16 protein-coding genes are annotated in these 21,390 nt (G+C 59.4%); 11 read left to right on the forward strand and 5 right to left on the reverse strand.

The features are described 5' to 3' along the window. Window positions 1-17: 17 nt before the first annotated feature. The 4 genes from H9646_RS03145 (at window position 18) to H9646_RS03160 (ending at window position 4,872) form a co-directional block, all read left to right on the forward strand. Entirely contained in the window at window positions 18-1,217 is a 1,200-nt protein-coding gene (locus H9646_RS03145) for an HD-GYP domain-containing protein (protein ID WP_191721889.1), read from the forward strand. A 309-nt stretch (window positions 1,218-1,526) separates the two neighbouring features. Continuing rightward, window positions 1,527-2,906 carry an adenylosuccinate lyase gene (purB, locus tag H9646_RS03150; RefSeq protein WP_191721890.1) on the forward strand — a complete coding sequence of 460 codons (1,380 nt, stop codon included), beginning with the start codon at window positions 1,527-1,529 and terminating at the stop codon, window positions 2,904-2,906. 138 nt (window positions 2,907-3,044) lie between these two features. Next, window positions 3,045-3,605 (forward strand): YaeQ family protein, encoded by a 561-nt coding sequence (locus H9646_RS03155; RefSeq protein ID WP_191721891.1) that lies wholly within the window; start codon window positions 3,045-3,047, stop codon window positions 3,603-3,605. A gap of 73 nt (window positions 3,606-3,678) precedes the next feature. Then, window positions 3,679-4,872 carry a phosphoglycerate kinase gene (locus tag H9646_RS03160; protein WP_191721892.1) on the forward strand — a complete coding sequence of 398 codons (1,194 nt, stop codon included), beginning with the start codon at window positions 3,679-3,681 and terminating at the stop codon, window positions 4,870-4,872. A 132-nt stretch (window positions 4,873-5,004) separates the two neighbouring features. Here H9646_RS03160 and H9646_RS03165 read toward each other — a convergent pair whose 3' ends face one another. Together H9646_RS03165 and H9646_RS03170 are read right to left on the reverse strand one after the other, a co-directional pair. Continuing rightward, window positions 5,005-5,598, reverse strand: a complete 594-nt coding sequence (locus tag H9646_RS03165) for an exopolysaccharide biosynthesis protein (protein ID WP_191721893.1) — start codon at window positions 5,596-5,598, stop codon at window positions 5,005-5,007. 75 nt (window positions 5,599-5,673) lie between these two features. Then, a complete protein-coding gene (locus H9646_RS03170) occupies window positions 5,674-6,558 on the reverse strand; it encodes a DMT family transporter (protein WP_191721894.1) in 885 nt (294 codons plus the stop codon). Between the two features lie 39 nt (window positions 6,559-6,597). On the opposite strand from H9646_RS03170, the gene pyrF reads away from it, so the two are divergent. The 5 genes from pyrF (at window position 6,598) to H9646_RS03195 (ending at window position 14,051) form a co-directional block, all read left to right on the forward strand. Further along, complete coding sequence (gene pyrF / locus H9646_RS03175) at window positions 6,598-7,428, forward strand: orotidine-5'-phosphate decarboxylase (protein WP_191721895.1); 831 nt, start codon at window positions 6,598-6,600, stop codon at window positions 7,426-7,428. A gap of 310 nt (window positions 7,429-7,738) precedes the next feature. Beyond that, the gene (locus tag H9646_RS03180; RefSeq protein WP_191721896.1) at window positions 7,739-9,412 is read left to right on the forward strand and encodes a long-chain-fatty-acid--CoA ligase; all 1,674 of its coding nucleotides are present in this window, start codon (window positions 7,739-7,741) and stop codon (window positions 9,410-9,412) included. Window positions 9,413-9,488: 76 nt separating this feature from the next. Beyond that, window positions 9,489-10,256 carry a 5'-methylthioadenosine/adenosylhomocysteine nucleosidase gene (locus tag H9646_RS03185; RefSeq protein WP_191721897.1) on the forward strand — a complete coding sequence of 256 codons (768 nt, stop codon included), beginning with the start codon at window positions 9,489-9,491 and terminating at the stop codon, window positions 10,254-10,256. Window positions 10,257-10,422: 166 nt separating this feature from the next. Then, window positions 10,423-12,480 (forward strand): methyl-accepting chemotaxis protein, encoded by a 2,058-nt coding sequence (locus tag H9646_RS03190; RefSeq protein WP_191721898.1) that lies wholly within the window; start codon window positions 10,423-10,425, stop codon window positions 12,478-12,480. Between the two features lie 71 nt (window positions 12,481-12,551). Continuing rightward, window positions 12,552-14,051, forward strand: coding sequence for a M20 family metallopeptidase (locus H9646_RS03195; RefSeq protein ID WP_191721899.1), 1,500 nt, complete (start codon window positions 12,552-12,554; stop codon window positions 14,049-14,051). Between the two features lie 124 nt (window positions 14,052-14,175). On the opposite strand, the gene H9646_RS03200 is transcribed toward H9646_RS03195, so the two are convergent. From H9646_RS03200 to H9646_RS03210, 3 genes are all read right to left on the reverse strand, one after another. Then, complete coding sequence (locus H9646_RS03200; RefSeq protein WP_225213967.1) at window positions 14,176-15,336, reverse strand: diguanylate cyclase; 1,161 nt, start codon at window positions 15,334-15,336, stop codon at window positions 14,176-14,178. Window positions 15,337-15,525: 189 nt separating this feature from the next. Continuing rightward, on the reverse strand, window positions 15,526-16,260 hold the full coding sequence (locus tag H9646_RS03205) for a 16S rRNA (uracil(1498)-N(3))-methyltransferase (protein WP_191721900.1): 735 nt from the start codon (window positions 16,258-16,260) through the stop codon (window positions 15,526-15,528). Between the two features lie 98 nt (window positions 16,261-16,358). After that, window positions 16,359-17,456, reverse strand: a complete 1,098-nt coding sequence (locus H9646_RS03210) for an aminoglycoside phosphotransferase family protein (RefSeq protein ID WP_191721901.1) — start codon at window positions 17,454-17,456, stop codon at window positions 16,359-16,361. Window positions 17,457-17,606: 150 nt separating this feature from the next. Here H9646_RS03210 and H9646_RS03215 point away from each other — a divergent pair, with 150 nt between their 5' ends. Then, complete coding sequence (locus H9646_RS03215) at window positions 17,607-19,976, forward strand: LPS-assembly protein LptD (RefSeq protein ID WP_191722284.1); 2,370 nt, start codon at window positions 17,607-17,609, stop codon at window positions 19,974-19,976. Between the two features lie 8 nt (window positions 19,977-19,984). Continuing rightward, entirely contained in the window at window positions 19,985-21,388 is a 1,404-nt protein-coding gene (locus H9646_RS03220) for a peptidylprolyl isomerase (RefSeq protein WP_370551219.1), read from the forward strand. The last annotated feature ends 2 nt before the right edge of the window (window positions 21,389-21,390 follow it).

The raw sequence follows: 21,390 nt of genomic DNA on the forward strand, positions 1-21,390 counted from the left end.
ACCGCGCTTGAATTGCAATGAAACTCGTTGAACTAAATCTTTCGACCATCTCCTTTGGCCAGCCTATCCCCTTCGCCCTGCGCGGGGTCGGAGGCAGCTTGCTAGCGAACAAAGGTTTTGTCATTCGCTCGGCAGACGATTTGCGCGTCTTGCTCGCCCGAGGCCAGACGCTGTACGTGGATACGGATGAATCGGGCGAAAGCTACCGTGCCTTCTTGGCGCAGCTGCAATCTTTGCTGCTGTCCGACAAGCCGCTGAACAAAATCACCAGCATGACCATGCAATCGGCTGCGGCAGCAGTGGAAGTGCCCCAGGACATGGGCCCTCCTGCCTGGCGCGAGTGGCAACTGGGTCTTACGCAGCTCTTGCGCAACCCGGACAACAGTGATTTCGCTTCGCGTTTTGAAGACCTGTTTTCTGCGCTCAACAATTACCTGCTCAAAAACCCCGATGGGGCATTGCTCGCGCTGATGCAGATGTCGGCCGAAGAAACGCGCTACTACAGCGCTACCCATGCCATGCTGGTCAGCGTGATCTGCATGACCGTTGCACGTGAGACCCTGCGCTGGCCAGAAAACCGCATCTTGCCTCTGGGGCGTGCCGCGCTGAGCATGAACATGGGCATGGCACGGCTGCAGGACGACCTTGCTCAGCAATCCACGCCGCTGACCCCTCAGCAGGCACAGGAGGTTGACCAGCATTCCGATGCCTCCGTCAGTATCTTGCGAGCCATGGGCATTACAGACCCTCTGTGGCTGGACGCCGTCAAGACCCACCACCACCGCGCACCGGGCAAACTGGCAGAAAAAACCCTGGGCCAGCAAATGGCACGTCTGATTCAGCGCGCCGACATCTTTGGTGCCCGCATCGCCCCCCGTGCCAACCGCGAGCCCATGTCTGTCACCTCTGCCATGCAGGCCAGCTACTACGACGAGACCAAGTCGATGGACGAAGCAGGCGCCGCGCTGGTCAAGGCACTGGGCATTTACCCGCCCGGTGCCTGGGTCAAGCTGGCCAGCGAGGAAGTCGGGGTAGTCATCCGCCGTGGAGCTTCGGCCTCGGCGCCCCGCGTTGCCGTGCTGCTGAACCGTTCTGGCATGCCGACTGGCGAACCCATACCCCGGGACACCGCCCAGCCAGCCTGGAAAATTGTCAGTCCAGTCGCACACAAAGAAGTGCGCGTTCGCCTACCACTGGAGAAATTGCTGGCCCTATGATTCATACAGGCGCTGCCCAATGGCCTTGAAAAATCTGGGAACTTTCCCAAATTCGAAAAGTCACAAAGCATCGTCAGGGTTGTAAACCCGGCCAGTTTTAGTGTTGCGAAGCCGTTCCACCTGGTGTGGTTGTCCGTCTTGGGGTGCATCTCCTCCCTCCCTCTCTTAATTCACTTCAAGACGCTTCGCAGCCTTTTTATTCCCGACAAGGGCACCTACCGGGTGCCCTTGCTCGTTTCCGGGTCTCCAGCAGTTGCATATGTAGCCACACAGTGCAAGCGCTGCCCGCGCCACCTACAATCACGCGCCATGAGCCTGTCTTCCATCTCCGCCCTCTCCCCCCTTGACGGCCGCTACGCCGCCAAGCTCTCCGCCCTGCGCCCCATCATGAGCGAACAGGGTTACATGCACCGCCGTGTCCAAGTGGAAATCACTTGGTTCATCGCGCTTTCGGATGCCGGCTTCGCCGAATTCCCGGCGCTGTCCGAAGGTGCACGTACCTATCTGCACGGTCTGGTGAGCAATTTCTCCGAAGCCGATGCCGAGGCGATCAAGGAGATCGAGAAGACGACCAACCACGACGTGAAAGCCGTGGAGTACTGGATCAAGGCCAAGTTTGACGGCCGCCCAGAGCTGCAAAAAGCCTCTGAGTTTGTGCACTTTGCCTGCACCAGCGAGGACATCAACAACACCAGCCACGCCCTGCAAATCCGTGTGGGCCGCGACATGGTGGTGCTGCCTGCGCTGGACCGCATCACACTGAAGCTGCGCGAGATGGCACACCAGTTTGCCGATGTGCCCATGCTCAGCCGCACACACGGCCAGACTGCCTCGCCCACCACCGTGGGCAAGGAAATTGCCAACGTACTGGTGCGCCTGCAAAAGGCCGTGGACAACATTGCCAACGTCAAGACGCTGGGCAAGATGAACGGCGCTGTGGGCAACTACAACGCCCACCTGTCGGCCTGGCCAGATTTCGACTGGGAAGCGTTTGCCAAGAATGTGATTGAGTCACCTGAGCCCAAGGGCCTGGGCCTGACGTTCCAGCCTTACTCGATCCAGATCGAGCCGCACGACTACATGGCCGAGCTGTTCGATGCTGTGGCCCGTGCCAATACCATCTTGATTGACTTCTCGCGTGACATCTGGGGCTACGTGTCGCTGGGTTATTTCAAGCAGCGTCTCAAAGCCGGCGAAATCGGCTCGTCCACCATGCCGCACAAGGTCAACCCGATTGACTTTGAGAACGCCGAAGGCAACCTGGGCCTGGCCAACGCCATCCTCAAGCACCTGTCTGAAAAGCTGCCCGTCAGCCGCTGGCAGCGTGACCTGACCGACTCCACCGTGCTGCGCAACATTGGCGTGGCACTGGGTTACGCCACACTGGCCTACACCTCGCTGATGACCGGCCTGAACAAGCTGGAGCTCAACGAAGAGCGCCTGCAAGAAGACCTGGACCACGCCTGGGAAGTGCTGGCCGAGCCAATTCAGACCGTCATGCGCCGCTACGGCGTGCAAGGCGCTTACGAGAAGCTCAAAGAAGTGACCCGCGGCAAGACCGTGCAGGCGGCCGATCTGCACAAGCTGATCAGTGGTCTGGAAATTCCCCAGGCCGACAAGGATCGCTTGCTGGCCATGACGCCTGCCTCGTACATCGGCAAGGCTGCCGAACTGGCCCGCCGCGTTTAAACCACGTAAACCATAGCGACCAACGCTTACACAGTAAGCGTTTAAGCATCAAAGAGCTGCCAAAGCGAGGACACACCAGCGCTGGCAGCTCTTGTTTTTATATATTTTCAAACAGGACTGCCTCCGGGCAGCGTGCCCATGGCGATCAAGTCCACCATTTTCAAAGTCAACCTGCAGATTGCAGACATTGACCACGGCTACTACGGCGACCACAACATGACGCTGGCACGCCACCCCAGCGAAACCGATGACCGCATGATGGTGCGCCTGGTGGCTCTGGCACTGAACGCCTGGCAGCTGCAAGCCCTGTGCAATGGCGACGGCACGCTCTCTTTCGGCGTGGGCCTGAGCGATCCGGACGATCCAGATGTGCACATCACCGACTACACCGGCCAGAAACGCCTGTGGATTGAAGTCGGCCAGCCCGAAGAAAAGCCGATTGCCAAGGCCTGCAACAAATCTGACCACGTGCTGGTCTACCCCTTCAACCATGCCGCCAACATCTGGTGGAAGGGCCTGGAAGGCAAGGTCAACCGCCAAAGCAAGCTGCAAGTGCTCTACATCGACTCCGAAGTCGCCCAGCAGCTGGGCAGCCTGGCCGAGCGCAGCATGCAGCTGCAAGCCACCATTCAGGAAGGCCAGCTCACCTTGTCCAGCGACAAGGGCAGCGTGGTGGTCGAGCCCATTCGCTGGAAATAAGCGCAGGCAAAGTTGCGCCCCCTACAATGCGGCGCAGTTTTCACACTTCTATAAGACTTGACGGTTTGACGCCATGAACATCATTCGCTTTTCTGATCTGTGCGCCCAGGGCAAAGTCCAAGGCCAACGCGTTTTCATCCGTGCGGATCTGAACGTACCTTTGAGCGACTCCGGTGAAATCACCGAAGACACGCGCGTGCGCGCCTCGGTGCCTGCCATTGAGATGGCACTGAAGGCGGGTGCTGCCGTGATGGTGACCAGCCACCTGGGCCGCCCCACCGAAGGCGAATTCAAGCCAGCCGACTCACTGGCTGCTGTGGCGCAGCGCCTGTCTGAGCTGCTGGGCCGCGAAGTGCCGCTGGTTGCCAACTGGGTGGACGGCGTGCAGGTAGCCCCCGGCCAGGTGGTGCTGCTGGAGAACTGCCGCGTGAACGTGGGCGAAAAGAAGAACAAGCCCGAGCTGGCCCAGAAAATGGCCAAACTGTGCGACATCTTCGTCAACGATGCCTTTGGCACGGCCCACCGCGCAGAAGGCACCACCTACGGGATTGCCGAGTACGCACCCATTGCCTGCGCAGGCCCGCTGCTGTCGGCCGAAATTGATGCCCTGAACAAGGCACTGGCTGCACCTGCACGCCCTCTGGCCGCTATCGTGGCTGGCTCCAAGGTGTCAACCAAGCTGACCATCCTCAAGTCGCTGGCCGACAAGGTAGACCAGCTCATCGTCGGTGGCGGCATTGCCAACACCTTCATGCTGGCTGCCGGCCTGAAGATCGGCAAAAGTCTGGCCGAGCCCGATCTGGTGGCCGATGCCAAGGCCGTGATCGACGCCATGGCCGCCCGTGGTGCTGATGTACCCGTGCCCACCGATGTGGTCACCGCCAAGACGTTTTCTGCCGATGCTGTCGCTACGGTCAAGAAGGCCACCGAGGTGCAAGACGACGACCTGATTTTGGACATCGGCCCCGAGACCGCTGCCAAGCTGGCAGCCCAGCTCAAGAAGGCCGGCACCATCGTCTGGAACGGCCCCGTGGGCGTGTTCGAGTTTGCCCAGTTTGAAAACGGCACCAAGGTCATCGCTCAGGCGATTGCCGAGTCTCCCGCCTTCAGCATTGCCGGTGGTGGTGACACGCTGGCCGCCATTGCCAAGTACGGCATTGAAGACAAGGTGGGCTATATCTCTACCGGCGGCGGTGCATTCCTGGAAGTGCTCGAAGGCAAGACCCTGCCCGCATTTGAAATTTTGCAAAAACGCGCCAACGGCTAAGTGGTGCAGGGCCTGAGGCTGATGAACATCAGCCAAAGTAGCCTCTAGCGCTTGCACACCAATCGCTAGCAGCTATAAAAAAAGCCAGCAGTTCATACTGCTGGCTTTTTTTGTATGCAGCACTTTGCGGCATCAACCAAACAGGTAGGTGCCACCCGTCCACGCCAGATAGCCCAGCACGCTGAAATACACCACGCTCAGCACCAGCCCCAGATAACCGAGGATGACAAACAGCCCATCGCGCTGCAGCAGCCCCACCGTCAGCAGCAAGATGCCCACGGCAGGGGCCGTGTTGGAAAACGGAATTGGCCCCAGAGGTGCCATCAGCAGCACGCCACCAAACACCACCGCTGCACAGTTCAGGCGCAGCAGGGTGCCCGAGGTCAGCCCCAGCCAGCGTGGCTGCACCCAGCGGTCAATCTTGCTGACCACGCCCACGCCCTTGCGCAAAACGGGAACGAGCTTTTTAGCATCCAGTGGCTTGTTCAATATGCGCTGCGGCAGCCACGGCAGCCGGTTCAGAAACAGCGCCGCGGCCAGCAAGACAATCGCCGCACCAAACACCGTAGACACCCCGGGGATGGACACAGGAATCAGAAACGGCAAGGTGGCCAGCGCACAAATGAGCAGCATGCCTTGGCGGCCACTGCGCTCCAGCAGCTCTTTCAAGGTGATGGTGTCGCCATGGATGTCGTCGATCAGTGAGGTGAGCAGGTGGCTCAGCATGGTGCGTGTGCACGCCGCAAACAGCGTGAAAAACTAAAAATCATCTGAGTGTCATCTGCTGCAAAAGTTGCAGTCTCAGGCGCTTTTGCGCTGGGGCCACAGCACCGAAGCAATCGCCAGCACCATCAGGCACACAGCCGTCCAGTCTTGCCAGTGCAGCACCTCGCCCAGCCAGATCGCCCCGCTGAACACCCCCAGAACGGGAATGAACATCACGCTCAGGGTAGAGGCCACAGGCGGAAGGCTGCGCGCCAGCACAAACCAGACCACTTGTGCAAAGCCCACCACCAGCAAGCCATTGAACAAAATGGTGTTCACCGCCACGCTGTCAGGCATATGCCACAAGTGCTGCTCCAGCGTGATTGCTGCCAGCGAGAGCACGATGGCGGTGATCAGCATCATCCAAAAAGCCATGGTCAGCACCGGCACAGGCATGGCGGCACGGCGCATCATTTGTGTACCCATGGCCCAGCACAAGGCGGCAAACAAGATCATGAGTGCGCCGGTGGGCCGGCTGCCCAGCGCACCAAACTCATGCCACAGCAGCAGCAAAACGCCCAGAAAAGCGGCCCCTACGCCACACCAGGCGCGGGCCACCAGTCGGTCGCGGTACACCAAACCGCCAATAACTGCTGAAAAAATAGGCATGGTGTAGCCCAGGATGGCCGCACGCCCGCTGGAGACCATGGGCATGGCCACAATCACCAGACAGTGCCAGATCACCATGTTGAAAAACGTGAGCTTGGCCATAGTGCCCCAGTGCTCGCGTGCGATGAACAAAGGCTGCTTTTGCAGCAGCAGCACGCAAGAGACCACGCCCAGCCCTATCCACATGGAAAGCGCCCGGAAGCTCAGCGGCGGAAAGTGCATGACTCCCAGCTTCATGATGGGCCAGTTCACCCCCCAAATCAGCGTTAGGAGCACCAGAAGAATCAGTTGTCGGGGGGTAAAGGAAGGCATAGGGTTGTAGATTGTGCCTGCCACCTACAATTGCTGCTCATGACTTTTCTCGACATGCTGCGCGACGCGTCCACGCGCAACAACTCCATGCTCTGCGTGGGGCTGGACCCAGAACCTTCCAAGTTCCCTGCAGCCATGCGTGGCGATGCTTCCAAGATCTACGACTTCTGCGCTGCCATTGTCGATGCCACTGCCGATCTGGTGAACTCTTTCAAGCCTCAGATCGCCTACTTCGCTGCGCACCGCGCTGAAGACCAGCTGGAAAAACTGATGGAGCACATGCGCCGTGTCGCGCCCCACGTGCCCGTCATTTTGGATGCCAAGCGTGGTGACATTGGCTCCACCGCTGAGCAGTACGCCAAGGAAGCCTTTGAACGCTACGGTGCCGATGCCGTGACGCTCTCGCCGTTCATGGGCTTTGACTCCATCACGCCCTATCTGAAGTACGAAGGCAAAGGCGCTTTCCTGCTGTGCCGCACCTCCAACCCCGGTGGTGACGACCTGCAGGCGCAGCATCTGGCCGATCTGCCTGGCCAGCCAGCCATGTTCGAACACGTGGCCAAACTGGCGCAAGGCCCCTGGAACACCAACGGCCAGCTCGGTCTGGTGGTAGGTGCCACACGCCCCCATGAAATTGAGCGTGTGCGTGCAGTGGCTCCGTCGCTGCCGCTGCTGATTCCCGGTGTGGGCGCACAGGGTGGTGACGCCGTTGCCACCGTGAAGGCTGCGCGCATGGGTGGTGGCCCCATCATCATCAACTCCTCTCGCGCCGTTCTGTATGCCTCGCAAGGTGCAGACTTTGCAGCCGCTGCGCGCCAAGCAGCCATGGATACCCGTGACACGCTCAATCGCGCCGCACAAATCGCCTGAGCACCAGACACACACTTTCACCACACACCCGCCCACATTGCGCAAGCCATGTGGGCTTTTTCATGCGCCACCCATCCTCCCGTGATTGATACCTATCAAAGCGCAACGCCAAAAAACGCACTGCCGTTCGTTTTTTAGCAAAACAGATACTCGTATCACTAAAAACCTAGGGTTTGCACAGAGACGTGCCTTTTCTCCCTCCCTCCACAATTCTGGCAAAGGGCCTAGACCCTGGGCATGGGGGAGGTGCCATCCGTCGCCATGTCTGTCAATTTCCGATTAACAACGACAATTGAACGGAGACAACAGCATGAGTGAGCGTCCATGGCTAACGGCCTATCCTGAAGGCGTACCTGCAGATATCGACCCCGGCAGCTATCACTCCCTGGTGGAGCTGATGGAGCACGCGTTCAAGGCTTATGCCCCACGCTCTGCCTATTCCTTCATGGGCAAGGACATGAGCTTTGGCGACGTAGACCGCCAAAGTCAGGCCTTCGCAGCGTACTTTCAGTCTCTGGGCCTGCAAGCAGGTGACCGCATCGCCATCATGATGCCCAACGTGCCGCAGTACCCCGTGGCCGTCGCTGCCATCTTGCGTGCTGGCTTTGTGGTGGTCAACGTCAATCCGCTGTACACCGCACGGGAGCTGGAACACCAGCTCAAAGACTCTGGCGCCAAAGCCATCGTCATCATCGAAAACTTCGCCCACACCTTGCAGCAATGCATCGACAAAACCGCTGTAGAGCACGTGGTTCTGTGCGCCATGGGCGATGAGCTGAGTACGCTCAAAGGCTGCCTGGTCAACTACGTGGTGCGCAATGTCAAAAAAATGGTGCCCGCCTTTGATCTGCCCAAGGCGGTGCGCTACAAAGATGCCATTCGCCGTGGCAACAGCGGCCATTTCAAGAAACCCGGCATAGGCCCCAACGATATTGCCGTGCTGCAGTACACCGGAGGCACCACAGGTGTGAGCAAAGGCGCGGTACTGCTGCACCGCCACATCATTGCCAACACCTTGCAGTGCGAAGCATGGTTTAACCCCGTGGTGACTGACCTGCGCAACAGCGGTGAGCAAGTGACAAGCGTGTGCGCGCTGCCCCTTTATCACATCTTCGCGTTCACGGTGAACATGATGCTGTCCATGCACACCGGGGGCAAAAACATTCTGATTCCCAATCCGCGTGACATCAAAGCCACGCTCAAGGAACTGTCCAACCACAAGTTTCACAGCTTTCCGGCCGTGAACACGCTGTTCAACGGCCTGGCACACCACGCAGACTTTAATTCTGTGGACTGGAGCCACCTGAAGGTGTCTGTCGGCGGTGGCATGGCAGTGCAAGGAGCGGTTGCCAAGCTGTGGCTGGAAAAGACCGGATGTCCGATTGTGGAAGGCTATGGCTTGTCAGAAACCAGCCCTGTAGTGAGCTGCAACCCCGTCACAGCCAAAGAATTCACCGGCACGATTGGTGTCCCGCTCCCCAGCACCTACGTGAAGCTGGTCAGCGATGACGGCCAGACCGTGACCGAGGTGGGCAAGACTGGCGAAATTGCTGTCAAAGGCCCGCAAGTGATGGCTGGCTACTGGCAGCGCCCTGATGAAACCGCCAAGGTCATGACCGCAGATGGTTACTTCCTGACAGGAGATATCGGCACCATTGATGAGCGCAGCTTCATCAAGATCGTGGACCGCAAAAAGGACATGGTGCTGGTCAGTGGCTTCAACGTCTACCCCAACGAAGTGGAAGAGGTGGTCGCCATGTGTCCCGGTGTTCTGGAGTGTGCTGTCGTGGGCGTTCCGGACGAAAAGACCGGAGAGGCGGTAAAGCTGGTGGTCGTCAAGAAGGACGACAGTCTGAACGAGGAAACCCTGCGCAAGTTCTGCAAGGAAAATCTCACAGGCTACAAACAGCCACGGATCATTGAGTTCCGCACCGAGCTGCCCAAAACACCCGTAGGGAAAATTTTGCGCCGCGAATTGCGCTAAAAAAGCAGCCGCTACACTGGCACGCATTCAACGGCCCCTCGGGGCCGTTTTCTATGCTCCATGAGTAACCTGCCCCATGACGACTGCTATTTTGAGCGCACTTGCCCAAGAACAACAGGGCCTGGCCCATGCTTTGGATCAGCGCCAGACCATCACACACGCCGGCCGCCAGTTTGAAGTGGGGGCACTGCACGGGCAGCCCGTAGTACTGGCCCTGTCGGGCATTGGCAAAGTAGCCGCTGCCACCACCACGGCAGCGTTGATCGAGCGTTTTGGCGCACAACGCCTGGTGTTTACCGGGGTCGCGGGAGGGATGGGGGCAGATGTGCATGTAGGCGATGTCGTGGTGGCAAAGCAATTTTTGCAGCACGACATGGATGCACGCCCCCTGTTTGCACGCTGGCAGGTGCCCGGCTACGCCACGCCCGCGTTTGACTGCGACCCCAGCCTTACGCGCGATCTGCTGCAGGCGGCACAAGATTGCGTGGCCACAGCTGGCAGCTGGCAAGAGCCCATGCTCGCTGGCCTGCAACTGCGGGCCCACTGCGGCTTGATTGCCAGTGGCGACCAGTTCATTGTGTCCGCCCAGACCAGCCACCTGATTTGCCAGGATCTGCAAACCGCTGGGTACCAGCCCCTGGCCGTGGAAATGGAAGGCGCCGCCATTGCCCAGACATGCGCTGATTACGCTGTACCCTTTGCCGCAGTACGCACCATTTCAGACCGAGCCGATGACAACGCACACGTAGATTTCCCGGCATTTGTGAACGCGGTAGCCAGCCGCTATGCGCAGCACATCATTGCGCACTGGCTGCAACACCAAGCAAGCACTGGCTCAGCCTGACAGGCCCTATTGCTTTGGGTGGGCTATTAGCCGCACGCACAGCTCTTTCATCTTTTCTTACAATGCCCGTCCGCCACTAACCGGTCGCAAGGACTTCAGTCACCACCACCCACCAGCGCAGTGCCTTGCGGCCTTTGGGGCTATACCTACACCTGCCAGGCCATTCATGAACTTTTTGTCTACAAGCGCTGCTCGCACTTCCATTCAATCGGCTTCAAACGGCCGATCTGTCGCACGGCGGGTCACCGCCATTGGTATAGGCATGATGGCGGTGGTACTGCTGGCCCTGAGCCTGGCCGTGTCTTACATCAGCACCCAGACCGCCCGTGAGCAGTTGCAAGCCAGCGTGACCCACGCCACGGAGGGTTTGGTGGCCTCCATCGACACGGTAGAGCAAGCCAACCGCCGCTTGGTCGAGCGCGCTTCCGCCGCTTTTGGCCGCTACTTCGCCGGCACTGTGCACCTGGATATGTCTACTGGTGTGCTGTCCGTAGCGGAAACAGCGCTGAATGAAAATTTTGACGTGGTCGACAAATTCAGTGATGACACCGGGGGGGTGGCCACCGTGTTTGCGCGAAAAGGTGACGACTTTGTGCGCATCACCACCTCGCTGCGCAACCTGCAAGGCGAGCGGGTCATGCATACCCTGCTGGATCGCAACCACCCGGCCTACGCGCTCATGCTGGATGGCAAACCGTATGTGGGTCGTGCCAATCTGTTTGGCAAACCCTACATGACAGCCTACGAGCCCATGCGCGATGCATCCGGGCAAGTGGTGGGCATCTTGTTTGTCGGCACCGACCTGAGCGCCTTCCAAGAAGGCATGCAGCAGCAGGTGGCCAGCACCCGCTTGTTTGAGCATGGTGGTGCCATGGTGATTGCACCCGGCACCAGCCTGGAGCAGGCCGTGTTCGTGGCACACCGCACGCATGCGGGCAAGAAAGTGCTGGAGCTGTATCCACAGGCGCGCGCATCACTGGAACATCTGGCTGCAGATGCTGGCGGTTTTTCCCGTGATGTCATCGCCTTATTGCCCGACCAGGGCCTTCATCCCTGGGCCGTTTTGCGTAAAACGCAGGCCGGCTGGTGGGTGATTACCGAGGTGTCAGACGATGAGGCCATGGCTGTACAGCGCAAAGCCCTGGTCCTTTTATGGGTGGCCATGGCGGTGGCACTGGCCGTGCTGGCTGCCGGGCTGCTGTTCACCCTGCGCCGTGGTGTAACGGCGCCTTTGCGCGAGCTGACCCAAGCCATCACCTTGATTGCCCAGGGCGATCTGACCCGGCCCTTTCACAGCCAGCGCCGCGACGAAATCGGTGATCTGGTGCGCGAAGTGGAGGGTATGCGCCAGCGCTATGTCGGCATGCTCCAGCAAGTGAACACGGCCGCGCACAACATTGCCACAGCCAGCAGCCAAATTGCCCAAGGCAATGCGGATTTGGCAGAGCGCACCGAAAACACCGCCAGCAGCCTGGCGCGCTCCGCCCAAAGCATTGAAGAAGTTACGCACGGCGTGCACCAGTCTGCCGTGGCCGCCCAGCAAGCCCATGCACTGTCCGTGTCTGCAGCGCAAGTGGCCTCTCGCGGCGGGCAGGTTGTGGGCGATGTGGTCAGCACCATGGGTGAGATCAATGACAGCAGCCGCAAGATTGGCGACATCATTGGCGTGATTGATGGCATTGCCTTTCAGACCAACATTCTGGCGTTGAATGCGGCCGTGGAAGCCGCCCGTGCCGGCGAGCAGGGCCGGGGCTTTGCCGTGGTGGCCGCCGAAGTGCGCACCCTGGCGCAGCGCAGTGCACAGGCAGCCAAAGAGGTCAAGACCTTGATCAGCACCTCGGTCAACAAGGTGGAGTCCGGTGCCCGCCTGGTGCAAAACGCCGGCTGCACCATGGAGGAAATCGTTGGCTCTGTGCAGCGTGTGGGCGACATCATTGGCGAAATCTCTGCCGCGGCAACCGAGCAGTCCACGCGCATCAGCCAGGTCAACCAGGACGTGGCGCAACTGGACCAGATGACCCAGCAAAACGCAGCGCTGGTGGAAGAGTCTGCCGCCGCATCACAAAGCATGCGCGAGCAGGCAACGCGGCTGGAAGACGCCGTCAGTGTGTTCAAGCTCTGTGAACACGCAACAACCCACCAGAGCTCTCTCGCAACTGCGTATCCAGCCTTGCCTCAGCGCGAGACAGGCGCATTCTTCTCAGGCCCACCTAATAATCGCTGAATGGGCTTTTTGATTGACGCACAATGCCTGAATCTGCAGCCCCTGCACCGCCATGTTTTCGGAGGTTCGCCATGAACGCACGCATTCCATCCCATGCTTTAAACACCACCCAGGCACTGGAACAAGTCAGCCAAAAGTGGGACAACGACATTGTTGGTCAGCTCAAGGACTACATTGCCATTCCTGCCAAATCGCCCATGTTTGCGCCCGACTGGGCCGAGCAGGGTCTGCTGGATACGGTTTTGCGCAATGCCGCCGCGTGGGTAGAAGCCCAGAAGGTGCAAGGGCTGAAGCTGGAAATCGTGCGCATGGAAGGCCGCACCCCCGTGCTGTTCTTTGAGGTTGAAGGCACACAGCCCAACGCCAATGCTGCCAGCAGCCCCACGGTGCTGATGTACGGCCACCTGGACAAACAGCCTGAGTTCGAAGGCTGGCGCAGCGATCTGGGCCCTTGGACGCCCAAGTACGAGGACGACAAGCTGTATGGCCGCGGTGGTGCGGACGATGGCTACGCGGTCTACGCCAGCATTGCAGCGGTGCAGGCGCTGAAAAGCCAGAACGTACCCCATCCGCGCATCGTCGGCATCATCGAAACAGCCGAAGAAAGTGGCTCGCGTGACCTGCTGCCTTATGTAGATGCATTGCGCCACAGGCTCGGACAGGTTGAGCTGGTGATTTGCCTGGACAGTGGGGCTGGCAACTACGACCAGCTGTGGCTGACTACCAGCCTGCGCGGTATGGCCAGCGGTACGCTGAAGGTGGAAATTCTCACCGAAGGCATTCACTCCGGCGACGCATCAGGCCTGGTGCCCTCGTCATTTCGCATCATGCGCCAGGTGCTGGACCGCCTGGAAGACTCTGCCACCGGGCGCATGCTGCCAGCCAGCTTTCACTGCGATGTGCCCGCCGAGCGCCTGGCGCAGGCCAAGGCCACCGCAGGCATTCTGGGTGATGCCACCTACAGCCGTTTTCCATGGGCGCACCACGACTGCGGTGGCTCCACCCTGGTGGCATTGCCCACCACGACAGACCCCGTGCAGGCGCTGATCAAGCGCACCTGGGAGCCCACCTTGAGCGTCACCGGCGCCGAGGGCTTTCCAACGCTGCAAAACGCTGGCAACGTGCTGCGTCCCTACACCGCATTCAAGCTCAGCCTGCGCCTGCCGCCCCTGGTGGATGCAGCCTCTTGCGTGCAGGAGATGAAGCGCCTGCTGGAAGACAATGCGCCTTATCAGGCCAAAGTGACGTGGGAGGGGCTGTCCAGCTCCAGCGGCTGGAATGCTCCGGCCATGACCCACTGGTTTGAGGGTGCACTCAACGCCGCCAGCCGCGCCCACTTTGGTGCGGACTGCGGCTACATTGGTCAAGGCGGCACAATTCCGTTGATGAATTTGCTCAGCCAGGGCTTTCCCAAGGCACAAATGATGGTTTGCGGCGTTCTCGGCCCCAAGAGCAATGCACACGGTCCCAACGAGTTCCTGCATGTGCCCTATGCCAAGAAGCTGACCGCTGCCGTAGCCCAGGTGATTGCGGCCATGCCCGCCACGCAGACAGAGACTGCTGCGGTGTAAATCTGCGCCGCGTTTATCAAAAAGAAAGCACCTCAGGCAGGTGCTTTCTTCATTTCAGAGCCACTCGTCACCAGGGGCCTGACGAATGTGCGTGCGATGCTCATTTTTCATGCCCGTCCCCGGTTCACTGTGCCTGCATGCTGTCCATCTCGGGGCTAGGATGCACTGGCGCTCGCTCGCCCAGCACCACCTGATTGCGCCCCGCTCGCTTGGCACAGTACAGCGCCTTGTCTGCACGGTCCAGCGTCACCTCCAGCGCCTCTCCTGCAATGTGTGCTGCCAGCCCGATAGACACCGTCATCTGCAGATCAGAAGGCCCGCCCTCCACCTCAGCGACCTGCACAGCCTGCCGCACGCGGTTGAGGGTGAGCAAGGCACCATCCACGTCGGTATCGCTGATCAGCAGCACAAACTCCTCGCCACCCCAGCGTGACAGCACATCAGAGCTGCGGATGTTCTCGCGCACCACATCGGCAAACGTTTGCAAGGCCAGGTCACCCACACCGTGGCCGTAGGTGTCATTGATGCTTTTGAAGTGGTCAATGTCCATCTGCGCCAGCAGCATGACACGCACGCCGCGCAGGCAACGGCGCTGCTCCAGATGCAGCAGCTCCAGCATGTGGCGGCGATTGATCAGGCCAGTCAGCAGATCGCGTGAGGCCAGCTCCCGGTTCTCGGCCAGGGCTGTTGCCAGCTCCTGGCGCTGCTTGCGCAAGCGCCCACGCAGTTGGTACAGACGCAGGCTCAGCAACATACAGCCCAGCAGCATGATGACCAGCACGGCCGCGTAGGCCACTTCCATGGCAGGCTCTGGCTGGGGCCCGTGTGCCAGCTCCATGGCAAACAAAATGGCCAAAGAAAACGCACCGAAAGCATACAAAGACACCGCAACAATTTGCTTGGCCTTCAAGTTAAGCGCCGCAAACAGCAACGTTACAGCCAGCAGGCCAGGTACCACGCCCTTGGCTTCATGGGCCAGCACATAGGCCACGGCACTGCAGGTGATGGCCCACAGGATCTGCTGGAAAGTCAGCGAGGGGTCTCTCCACATGGCACTCAAGCCGCAGCGCACCATGCAGGCCAGCACCAGTTGCCCACCCACCGAGATCCCCGCCCACCAGGCAATCATGACCGGTGCGCCATAACCGGCATAGGCCAGCCACAGCATGACGCCAGCGCTGCTCGCCATCAGCAGCACTGCCAACATCGCCATACTGGAACGTACGCGCAGCATCGGATCCACTGAAAACAGCAAATCCGTACTGCGCTGCAAAAGGCTGCGCAAAGGGTGTCCTCGTCATCAAACACCCACGTCAATTTAGTGCATGGGCATGTGTTTTGTAAGTATTCGTTACAATTGATTCTGGACTGAGTCTAAGTGCAGCGTTCGCGGGTTTCTTCTAGGCAATCTTCAATAAATGTCATCACCCACCCAGGAGCGACACGTGGCTGGCCTGCGCAGCCGGGCTGGGCTCTACATGGTGGACAGCACCAGTGCCGCCAGCGGCGCTGTTTCTGCACGCAAAGTGCGCAGCCCCAAGGTCACGGGCACAAAGCCGCTGGAACGCGCCAGCGCCTCTTCTGCGCCAGTCAGTCCGCCTTCGGGGCCAGACAGAAAGACCACTGCGCGGTCTGAAGCGCTGCCCAGCACTTGCTGCAGTGGCCGTGTGCCCTCGGCCAGCGACAGTACTGCGCGCAGACTGTCATCGGGCTGTGCATGCTTTTGCTGCCACTGGGCCAAAGAGACGGCCTCGTGAATCACTGGCACACGGTTGCGCCCGCACTGCTCACAGGCAGCCACGGCCACAGCCTGCCAGTGGGCACGTTTTTTGTCGCCCCGCTCACCTTTGAGCTTGAGCACACTGCGCTCAGCCAGCATGGGGGTGATGCTGGTCACACCCAGTTCGGTCGCTTTTTCGACCAGCCAGTCCATGCGCTCATTGGCCGTAATGCCTGCCAGCAAGTGCACGGGGCGCTGGTTTTCGCGGTCTGCGGGCACATGGTGGTCAATGCGCACCTGCACATCGCTGCGTCCCATGCGCAAGATGGTGGCCTGCCATTCACCACCCACGCCGTCTATGCGGCCTTCAAACAAGGTGATGGTGTCACCCGGCTGCATGCGCAGCACCTGCACATGGCGTGCCGCACCTGCGGGTAAGTCAATCTCTGCGCCAGCAGCCAGCGGCATTGGACAATGGAAACGGGGCATAAAAGCCTAAAAAAGAAGCTACTAACGCTTACTGTGCATAGTTTTCAGATACTTATCTATTTGAAAACCATATACAGCAAGCGATAGAAGCTATTGTTTTACATTCGCCCGTAGGCGTAGCCAACTTGCGGCTGGATGTTCTCGATCTCGTCGATCACCTTGAGCATGGGGCCCAGCTGGCGATAGCGGTCACAGGTGGTACGGATGTAGTGGATAAAGCGCGGCGCATCGGCCAGGTATTTGGGCTTGCCGTCGCGCAGCGTAAGGCGCGCGAAAATACCGGCTACTTTCAGGTGGCGCTGCAAGCCCATCCACTCCACACCGCGGTAAAACTCGCCAAAGTCATCGCCCCAGCCACTGGCACTGGTGGCCCCCACCAGTCCGGCCTTGCGGGCCTTTTCCCAGTAACGCACGGTAATGTCGATGACAAAATCTTCTTCCCACGTGATGAAGGCATCGCGCAGCAAACTGGCAATGTCATACGTCACGGGGCCATAGACGGCGTCCTGGAAGTCCAGAATCGACAGCCCGCCGCCTTCTTGCGCGGGCAGCATCAGGTTGCGCGTCATGAAATCGCGGTGCACATAGACGCTGGGCGCAGCCAGGTTGTGCGCCACGATGGCATCAAACGCCTTGGCTAAAGTGGATTGCTGGGCGTCGTTCAGGCTGAACTGGCGGTGCTTGTCGATGTACCAGTCCGGAAACAGCTGTATCTCGCGGCGCAGCAGGGCCTCGTCATAGGCGGGCAGCACCCCGGGCTTGGAAGCCAGCTGCCAGCGCAGCAGCAAATCCGTAGCCTCGAGGTACCAGGCCTGAGCATCGCGGGGGGTTTCGGGGTTCAGCACCTCAATCAGCGTGCGGCTGCCCATGTCGGTCAGCAGCATGAAACCGTTGGCCTCATCCCATGCCAGCACCTGCGGTACGGGCAATCCCGCCTGAGCCATCAGGCTTTGCACGTGCACAAAAGGCTGACAATTTTCCTTGTCCGGCGGTGCATCCATGACAATCAGACTTTGACCGCCTTGCGTATCGACACGCAAGTAACGCCGAAAGCTTGCGTCTGCCGAAGCTGCGCGTAGACTGTCAGGCCGCAGCGCATGGGGCTGCGTCAAGCCGGCCAGCCATTGTTCAAACAATGTTTGGCGAGCGGCGTCGGCCCAAACAACGGGAGATGTGGGGAAAATAGGATCGCTCATGGATAATCCGATTCTACAAACGGCATGGATTCCCTCCGCGCTTGTCCTTTATCTCCGCCTTGACTGAATGCGCCTGTGAGCCCACACGCTTTTTCTTTGACCTCGCCACTCTCCTCGTACCGCCTACGCCCGCTGGCAGCGTCATTGGCCATGGCATGGGCCGCCACCACTGCGTACAACGCACAGGCACAGAGCAAAGAAAGCAGCCTGTGGGATGCGTCAATGCCCGCACTGCAGCTGAAATCAAGCACGCGGCTGGAAGAAGTGATTGCGCCCGCCTTGCGTGATCAACTGCCCTCCTACATCAAGGCCGAACAAATCACAGGGCAGGCCGACATCAACTCGGTCCTGGAAGGTGGCGCTGAGCTGCGCCGCGCAGACACCGTGATCCGCGCAGACCGTGTGGAATACACCGTCGCCGACGACACCGTGAATGCCCAGGGCAATGTGCACATCAACCGCGGCGGCAATGTCTACCAGGGCACCGCCCTGAAACTGCAGGTAGATGCTTTTCAAGGTGATTTCACCGACGCCACTTACCAGTTTCTGGAAACACAGGGCCACGGCAATGCTGATCGCATCGAGTTTATCGACCGCGATAACACGATCGTCTACCAAGCCACCTACACCACGTGCCTGCGCGATGATGCTGCCAGCTGGACGCCCGACTGGGTGATCCGCGCCAAGCGCATTGAGCTGGACCGCGTAGAAGATGTGGGAGTGGCCTATGGCGGCACCTTGGAGTTCAAGGGCGTGCCCATCATTCCAGTTCCAGCAATGAGCTTTCCGCTGTCAGACAAACGCAAGTCGGGTCTGCTGCCACCAACGATTGGCATCGACAGCGTCAGCGGCGTGGAATATAGCCAGCCTTATTACTGGAACATTGCACCCAACCGGGATGCCACCATCACGCCCACACTCATGTCCAAACGGGGCGTCAGTCTGGGCACAGAGTTTCGATATCTGGAGCCCACCTATCGTGGGGCGCTGGATTTGGAATTTACGCCCAATGACAAACTCCGGGACCGTGACCGCTGGGCCTATAACTGGAAGCACGCAACTTCTTTGGCCACCCCTATCGGGGGGATCGGTCTGAACTGGAACCTGACCCGCGTCAGCGATGACAACTATTGGCGTGACTTCAGCCGCATGCCCGGCAACAGCGACTCTTTCGGCCAATCCAACCAGCGCCTATTGAGCAGTGACGGCTATCTGTCCTGGTCATCGGGCAAGCACAGCGTGTCACTGTACGCACAAAAGTGGCAAGTACTGCAAGACATTGATGCGCCAATTGCCCCCCCGTTCAACCGCGTGCCTCAACTGCAGTGGCGTTACAACACAGACGCTTGGGCAGTCAAAGGCTGGGATGTGAACATGATGGCGGAAACGACCCGCTTTGAAGCAGACACCTGGGATGGACGCAAGCACCAGGACAATGGACAGCGCAGCTACGGGTTGCTGCAGGTGAGCCGTCCTGTGCTGCTCTCCGGCGGTTTTGTCACTCCCAAAGTGCAGTTGCATACCAGCAATTATCAATTTGAAGATTTTTCTGCCACACGCCCTCGCAGCAAGTCGTTTTCCATCCCCACACTGAGCCTGGACAGCGGTCTGGTCTACGAGCGCGACACCACGCTGCGGGGTCGCGGTTACACGCAGACTCTGGAGCCCCGTGCTTTCTACACCTACACGCCCTATCGGGACCAAAGCATGGTTCCGCTGTACGACACGGCACTGACCGACTTCAACTTTGGCTCCATTTACAGCGAAAACAGTTACACAGGTCGGGACCGCATTGCAGACAACCACTTGCTCACAATCGGCGTAACTACCCGCTACTTGAAACCTGAAGACGGCTCGGAAGTTGCTCGCCTGGGCATTGCCCAGCGTCTGCGCTTTGAGGACCAGCGCGTTGGACTGGGCTATGACGCTTTGGGAAAAAAGGGCTGGTCAGACATTCTGGTCGGTGGCGGCATCACCTGGAACTCCCGCTGGAGTACCGATGGCCTCGTACAGTACAACCGCGACACCCAGCGTACCGCGCGCTCGTCCATCAGCGCGCGTTACACACCGGGGCCCTACAAAACACTGAGCGCCGCTTACCGCTTCCAGCGTGAAGACAGCCTGCAAATCGCCAACCAAGGCAGCGAACAAGTTGATTTTGGCTGGCAATGGCCGCTCAATGCCGGGCGGACCAATGCCTTTGGAGAAGCCACGGGTGGCGGTCGCTGGTACAGCGTGGGGCGCCTGAACTACAGCATGTACGACAAAAAGCTGGTCGATGCCATCGTTGGCTTTGAATACGACAGCTGCTGCTGGATTGGCCGTGTGGTTGTGGAACGCATGCAAAATAGCCGCAACGACTCCAATACCCGGCTACTGTTTCAAATCGAGTTTGTGGGTCTGTCTCGCCTGAGCTTGGGCGCAGATCCGCTGCGTAGCCTGCAGGAATTTGTTCCTGGCTACCGCCCACTGCGTGACCATGCTGGCACTACGCCCAGCCGTTTCAGTAATTACGACTAATGCCTTCTATGCGCCACCTGCTTCCTACGCCACGTCACATTGCTCTTGGGCTCTTTTGCGCTGCCGTTTTTTCGACATGGTCCGTCCAGGCGCAGGGCTTGCGCCAGACCAGTGGCGACAAGACGCTGTCTCGCGCTTTGTCGGACTCTGCACAGCCAGCAGCCGTTTCAGCCCCCACACAAGGTCTGCGCTCTGCCGACTACATTGTGGCGGTCGTCAATGCCGAGCCCGTCACCAACAATGAGGTGCGGGCGCGCGTCCAGCGCGTTTTGCAAACCATGCAAGCCCAGGGTGTGCAGCAAATCCCCTCCAAAGACCAGCTGACACGTGAAGTTCTCGAGCGTTTGATTGTTGAAAAAGCCCAGATTCAAACGGCCAAGGAAACCGGCATCAAAGTCGACGACTTTGCAGTCGATCAGGCTATCCAGAACCTGGCACAACAAAACGGCCTCAGCCCCGAGGCCATGCGCAGGGAAATGCAGCAGCAAGGCCTGACGGAAAGCATGTTTCGCGAAGAAATTCGCAACCAGTTACTCATGCAGCGCCTGCAAAGTCGTGAAGTTGACGCTCGTGTGCGTGTGACCGAACATGACATCGATCAGCATCTGGCTGAGCAGCGCCGTCAAAGTGGCCAGACAGACATGGCAACGGCAGCCATCAATTTAGGCCACATCTTGATTGCGGTCCCAGAGCGCGCCAGCCAGGCAGAGGTTGCCCAACGCCAAGCACGTGCGCAACAAGCCCTTGAGGCTGCGCGCACTGAAGCAGATTTTTCAGCTGTCGCCCAGCGTTTTTCTGAAGGCGGCCAGGCCATTTTGGGCATGCGCCCTGCCAACCGCTACCCGAGTTTGTTTATCGAATCCGTAGCGTCCACCCCCGTTGGTGGCATCGTAGGGCCGATTCGCTCTGCCGCTGGATTTCACATTCTGAAAGTGATCGATAAAAGTGCCAGTGGCGTGGCTGCTGTGGTGACACAAAACCATGCCCGCCACATCTTGTTGCGGACTTCGCCACAATTGAGCGAGCGCGAAGCCGCGCAACGCCTGTCCGAATTGCGCCAGCGCATCGAAGGTGGCGCCAAATTTGAAGAGCTGGCCCGCCAGTATTCGGAAGATGGCAGCGCCTCCATGGGCGGTGACTTGGGCTGGGCAGGCCCTGGTCGCTATGTGCCTGAATTTGAGCAAGCGCTCAACGCTTTGCAGCCAGGGGAAGTGAGCCAGCCTGTGGCTTCACGCTTTGGTGTGCACCTGATCCAACTGGTGGACCGCCGCCAAGCCACATTGACACCCCGTGAGCAGCGCGAAATGCTGCGAGACGTGGTCCGTGAAGAGAAGCTCGAGAAAGCCCACGCTAACTGGCTGCAAGAACTTCGCGGTCAAGCCTATGTGGAATACCGCGAGCCACCGCAATAATT

This window comes from Comamonas avium, from assembly GCF_014836675.1.
In the GTDB taxonomy this organism is placed as follows: Bacteria; Pseudomonadota; Gammaproteobacteria; order Burkholderiales; family Burkholderiaceae_C; genus Comamonas; species Comamonas avium.

Coding starts and splice junctions, on each gene's coding strand:
- H9646_RS03155 (WP_191721891.1), top strand. CDS start 3,045: ATGGCGATCAAGTCCACCATTTTCAAAGTCAACCTGCAGATTGCAGAC.
- H9646_RS03160 (WP_191721892.1), top strand. CDS start 3,679: ATGAACATCATTCGCTTTTCTGATCTGTGCGCCCAGGGCAAAGTCCAA.
- H9646_RS03190 (WP_191721898.1), top strand. CDS start 10,423: ATGAACTTTTTGTCTACAAGCGCTGCTCGCACTTCCATTCAATCGGCT.
- H9646_RS03215 (WP_191722284.1), top strand. CDS start 17,607: ATGGCATGGGCCGCCACCACTGCGTACAACGCACAGGCACAGAGCAAA.
- pyrF (WP_191721895.1), top strand. CDS start 6,598: ATGACTTTTCTCGACATGCTGCGCGACGCGTCCACGCGCAACAACTCC.
- H9646_RS03185 (WP_191721897.1), top strand. CDS start 9,489: ATGACGACTGCTATTTTGAGCGCACTTGCCCAAGAACAACAGGGCCTG.
- H9646_RS03170 (WP_191721894.1), bottom strand. CDS start 6,558: ATGCCTTCCTTTACCCCCCGACAACTGATTCTTCTGGTGCTCCTAACG.
- H9646_RS03220 (WP_370551219.1), top strand. CDS start 19,985: ATGCGCCACCTGCTTCCTACGCCACGTCACATTGCTCTTGGGCTCTTT.
- H9646_RS03145 (WP_191721889.1), top strand. CDS start 18: ATGAAACTCGTTGAACTAAATCTTTCGACCATCTCCTTTGGCCAGCCT.
- purB (WP_191721890.1), top strand. CDS start 1,527: ATGAGCCTGTCTTCCATCTCCGCCCTCTCCCCCCTTGACGGCCGCTAC.
- H9646_RS03195 (WP_191721899.1), top strand. CDS start 12,552: ATGAACGCACGCATTCCATCCCATGCTTTAAACACCACCCAGGCACTG.
- H9646_RS03205 (WP_191721900.1), bottom strand. CDS start 16,260: ATGCCCCGTTTCCATTGTCCAATGCCGCTGGCTGCTGGCGCAGAGATT.
- H9646_RS03210 (WP_191721901.1), bottom strand. CDS start 17,456: ATGAGCGATCCTATTTTCCCCACATCTCCCGTTGTTTGGGCCGACGCC.
- H9646_RS03165 (WP_191721893.1), bottom strand. CDS start 5,598: ATGCTGAGCCACCTGCTCACCTCACTGATCGACGACATCCATGGCGAC.
- H9646_RS03180 (WP_191721896.1), top strand. CDS start 7,739: ATGAGTGAGCGTCCATGGCTAACGGCCTATCCTGAAGGCGTACCTGCA.